We start from the raw sequence: 3,755 nt of genomic DNA, 5'->3' as shown, positions 1-3,755 counted from the left end.
CCCCAAAAGTCTGCTAAGTCTGCTAAGTTATTCAAAAAAAGCCTTGTAAGCCTTACCTCATAAGGGTTAAAAACTTTCCACCCATTTGCTAAGTTATTATAAATTTTACCTCAAACACCCTTAAAACCAGCACAACCACGACTACACCAAACACTATCAATCCCTTTATCCATAAGGCTTTGCGGTGTTTTACTATTAAGATTGAATAACTTAGCAGATATGGGAATAACTTAGCAGGGCTGGCAGTGGCTGGAATGGTCGCACGGTTCAGCCTGCTGTTCGGTGCTGGGGCGGTCGGTTCGGTCGGTACTGGTGCTTATCTTTGTTGATGGCTATATCTGGGCGGTGGGGCTGGTGTTTGCGTGCTGTATGCTTTGGCGGTTGTTATATTCAAACAAAGTACCGATAAAAAAACAACAAGGGCGAACGCTCCCCCTTGTTGTTTGTATTGCTTGTATGATAAAGGCGGTTGGGCTAGCATTGATTTAACAATGCTGGGTTTAGCTCTATCACACGCTTTGGACGGCGGTTGGTGGTCTCGGTATCCAAATAAATGTAATTGCTATCACTCAACAGCTCCAATGCTGTTTCCAGCGTTTGCTTGATTCGTAAATGCTGGGGCGTTACGCTCGTTTGTAGATATGACAAATAAAACTTATCTTGCCCTGTCTCTTTGGCTTTTTTAACCAGCCATTGCAACCGCTTTTCAGCGTCTGTAATATCTGTGGCAGTGTCATCATATCGTCTGCGTTCGCTTGCTGAATAATCCACAATCGCTATCGCTCCTTTGATGTCGTCAGATTCTATGGCGTTTTTGCCGTTGAACCATGCAAATAACGCTCCTAGCCGTGTAGCATTCTCCACCATACGACTAGCATAGGCTTTGGCGTTGTGGTTAATACCGCCTTTGTTGGTTTTTTTCTACCTCACACCAATAGTCTTGCGTGATTTTTAGAGCTGGAATCGTCCATGCTAGGCGTTTTCTTTTATCATCTGCAGGTGGTAGCTCTAAGAAGTTTTGGCATTTTTTCCAATAAGTTTGCAAGGTCTCATCCATTATAAAATTATCCGTGATAAGCTGGCGATAGCGTGCATAAAAACTGACTGGGTCGGGCTTGTCATCGGTATCAAATCGCATGGCGTGCTGATGATTGCCCATGCCATGCTTGCCAACCGCTCTATTTTCGCCTACAAGGGGGGTATTTTCGCTTTTGTGGGCATGGGTGGTGGTTTTATCTTGTGAGTGGATGGCGTGCTTATGGCTTGGCTGTGTGCGTTTTGCTGACTGGTAAAAGGTCGCTTGTTAAAAAATGCGTTTTTGGCAAATAATGGGCGGTTTAATAATTCGTGTGCGTTTGTCATGATAAATTCCACTGATACAATTTTAATCATTACTTGGGCTGGTTCGGTCGCTCGGTTTGGCTGCTTTGGTTTGCCATGTCGATAAATCTAGCCATCAGACAATAAAAGCCATTCACCCAAAATAGATAAATGGCTTTTTGGGCGTCTTGTACTTTGGTTAGGCTGGTTTGTTGTGATTGGGCTGGCGTGCCATTGGTAGCAGTGCCAGCAGGTCTTTTTTGTTGTTTTCAGCGTTATTTGCCATGTTCCAACACGCCTGCTGGATAAGCTCGCATAAAGTTTCAAATGAAGTCAAATCATCTTTATGATGGCGTAACAAATCCATTGCTTGCCCTAACAGACAAAACTGCTCATTTGCCGTGCCAAAATCATAGGCATAACACTCAACATCATTTACTGATATGGTAATGCTTGGTGTTAGGCGGTCATGTCCGATACTTTGGGCGTTGGTGTTGTTGGTGGTTTGGTTAAGATTGGCGGTTGTGCCAGTGTTGATAACTACATTCATGATATTTTTCCCTTGTATTAAAATTGTTCTGTGATGGTTTTGATGGCGACGCTGACGCTTTCATTACTTGCGATGCTTTGGGCGTAATTGATTGCGTCTGAAAGCTCGTCAAAATGCTGGCAAGTGATAACAAGGTGCTTATCTTTGCCATTGCCAAACACACAAGCAGGCGGTAAAAATGCATGAATGTCTTTAAATGCTATCGTTTGGTTGGTGTATGGTGTGTTTTGGTTGCACGGTGGGCAAATATGCACGGCGTTGGCGTTGGCTGGTGTGGCAAGTACAAACTCAATCATCTTGCACCTCCTTTGGCAAAAACACGGATAGCAGGCGTGCTAAATAACGCTGTAATGCGTTCTGTGATGGTTTTTGGCTTAGGTGGTACACACTTTGCCCCATTTCGCTCATTGATTAGCTTTACCAGCTCATTCATGGCGTTGTAGATGGCATTGGCTTTGTCGCCATGTCCTGCGTATGGATTTTGGGTGTGTAGTTCGCTATGGCGGTGGTATTCGTCTGCTAGGACGGTTAGGGAATGGGATAAGATGGGGTTTGCGGTCATGATTGACGCTCCTAATTCAGTTTTGAGTAATTTACCCATAAATGGGCGGTGTGGTCTCACTCTCGGTTGAATTAGTAACCGCTTTACATATTCGCCAACTGGCTTATTTTGTAATATCAACCACACCATAAAGGGGAAGTACAATGTATTTACATTGCCTATATATGATGGGTTCACGCCTGCACCTTTGGCGGTGTTTGGGCGTAAAAAAAGCCAATGTAAACCGTTTGGCGTAACGGCTAATTCATTTTGAGAGAGACGCTCATCATATTTCACGCCTGCGATTTTGGCAAGTGATAAAATTTCACTGATAAAGCATTTAACTTGAATTTCTTTCATGTTATAATCTCTTTTGTGATTGAAATTTGTGTTTTTTTATTGTTCGTTTTTCCACATTTCGCCCCTAATTCGTTAGGGGCGTTTTGTTTTTTTGGCAATTTAGCCCTGCATTATCCCAAATCTGTTGTAATTCATCATAGGTTAGTGCTGGCAAAATACCATTGTATAGCTGGGTTGGGTTACTTAGCCCTTGAATATTGAACAGATGCATTGCTTTGATAAAATGCAGTTTGCAGATTGTCTCTGTGTCTAGTTTTGGGCGGTTGCTTTGGGCTTTTTGGGTCAAAAATTCTCTTAAATTGTCGATGTGTGCCACAAATTCCCTAAAGCTTATTATCAACTGGTATCCAGTTTCTAATAATTTAGGGAATGTTGTTCGCATACTGTCCCAATACCAAATATTCATATCAACCGCTTTTGGCTCTAGTGGCTCACTGGGCAATAAACGCAACATTTCTTGAATTTGCTGTTTGCTGAATGAATGATAGGTTTTCGCCATAATAAATTCGCTCCCATTATTTACTTTGCTTTTGCAGGCGTGGCGGTGTGGTTAATATGGATAATCATCATCAGTTATGCCATCGTTGCCATTTTTTGGGTTTGGTCTATCATGGTTTTATTTTCCTTGTGGTTTGCCGTTGTTTTGGCGTTTGGTTTTGGCTTTGGTGGTTTTTGGTTTTGCCGTTCGTGCTTGTGCGACGACTTGATGAATGCTTGCCGTGCCGTTTAAGATTTCTTGATAACGCTGTTTGGCGGTGGTCTTGTCTTTAATGAAATAGACTTTGTAGCGGGAATTTGGGCTAATCTCCCACCGCCAATCAATGACAAAACCCATCTTTTTTAGTTCTGCGATTCGTGCCGATAGGCTGGCTATATTCATCGTGTTAATGGCGTACTTGATATGTACTTCCACGCCATCTAGCATGGCTTGTAGCACCTGCATAGCTTGATGGCTTTTTTGATTGTGGGAAATGGGTAGCATGG

The 3,755-nt window shown here is 42.9% G+C and carries 8 protein-coding genes; 1 reads left to right on the top strand and 7 read right to left on the bottom strand.

What is annotated here, in order from left to right; genetic code table 11:
* Positions 1-282 precede the first annotated feature (282 nt).
* Positions 283-489, top strand: coding sequence for a hypothetical protein (locus ACERC6_RS10130; protein WP_373628929.1), 207 nt, complete (start codon positions 283-285; stop codon positions 487-489).
* Here the strand turns inward: ACERC6_RS10130 and ACERC6_RS10125 are convergent.
* From ACERC6_RS10125 to ACERC6_RS10095, 7 genes are all read right to left on the bottom strand, one after another.
* Positions 475-867 (bottom strand): hypothetical protein, encoded by a 393-nt coding sequence (locus ACERC6_RS10125; RefSeq protein WP_373628928.1) that lies wholly within the window; start codon positions 865-867, stop codon positions 475-477. The two genes, ACERC6_RS10130 and ACERC6_RS10125, sit on opposite strands and share 15 nt — an antisense overlap.
* A 28-nt stretch (positions 868-895) precedes the next feature.
* Positions 896-1,159, bottom strand: a complete 264-nt coding sequence (locus ACERC6_RS10120) for a hypothetical protein (RefSeq protein WP_373628927.1) — start codon at positions 1,157-1,159, stop codon at positions 896-898.
* 360 nt (positions 1,160-1,519) lie between these two features.
* Positions 1,520-1,870, bottom strand: a complete 351-nt coding sequence (locus ACERC6_RS10115) for a hypothetical protein (protein ID WP_373628926.1) — start codon at positions 1,868-1,870, stop codon at positions 1,520-1,522.
* A gap of 17 nt (positions 1,871-1,887) precedes the next feature.
* Positions 1,888-2,166, bottom strand: a complete 279-nt coding sequence (locus ACERC6_RS10110) for a hypothetical protein (RefSeq protein ID WP_373628925.1) — start codon at positions 2,164-2,166, stop codon at positions 1,888-1,890.
* Positions 2,163-2,771, bottom strand: a complete 609-nt coding sequence (locus ACERC6_RS10105) for a hypothetical protein (RefSeq protein WP_373628924.1) — start codon at positions 2,769-2,771, stop codon at positions 2,163-2,165. Before ACERC6_RS10105 ends, ACERC6_RS10110 begins: the two co-directional genes overlap by 4 nt.
* A 64-nt stretch (positions 2,772-2,835) precedes the next feature.
* Positions 2,836-3,270, bottom strand: coding sequence for a hypothetical protein (locus ACERC6_RS10100; protein ID WP_373628923.1), 435 nt, complete (start codon positions 3,268-3,270; stop codon positions 2,836-2,838).
* A gap of 117 nt (positions 3,271-3,387) precedes the next feature.
* A partial coding sequence (locus tag ACERC6_RS10095; RefSeq protein ID WP_373628922.1) for a helix-turn-helix domain-containing protein occupies positions 3,388-3,755 on the bottom strand: 368 nt, incomplete at its 5' end.

Source organism: Moraxella sp. E33BD (assembly GCF_041807865.1).
GTDB lineage: Bacteria > Pseudomonadota > Gammaproteobacteria > Pseudomonadales > Moraxellaceae > Moraxella > Moraxella haemolytica.
This window is presented reverse-complemented; position numbering and strand designations above follow the sequence as displayed.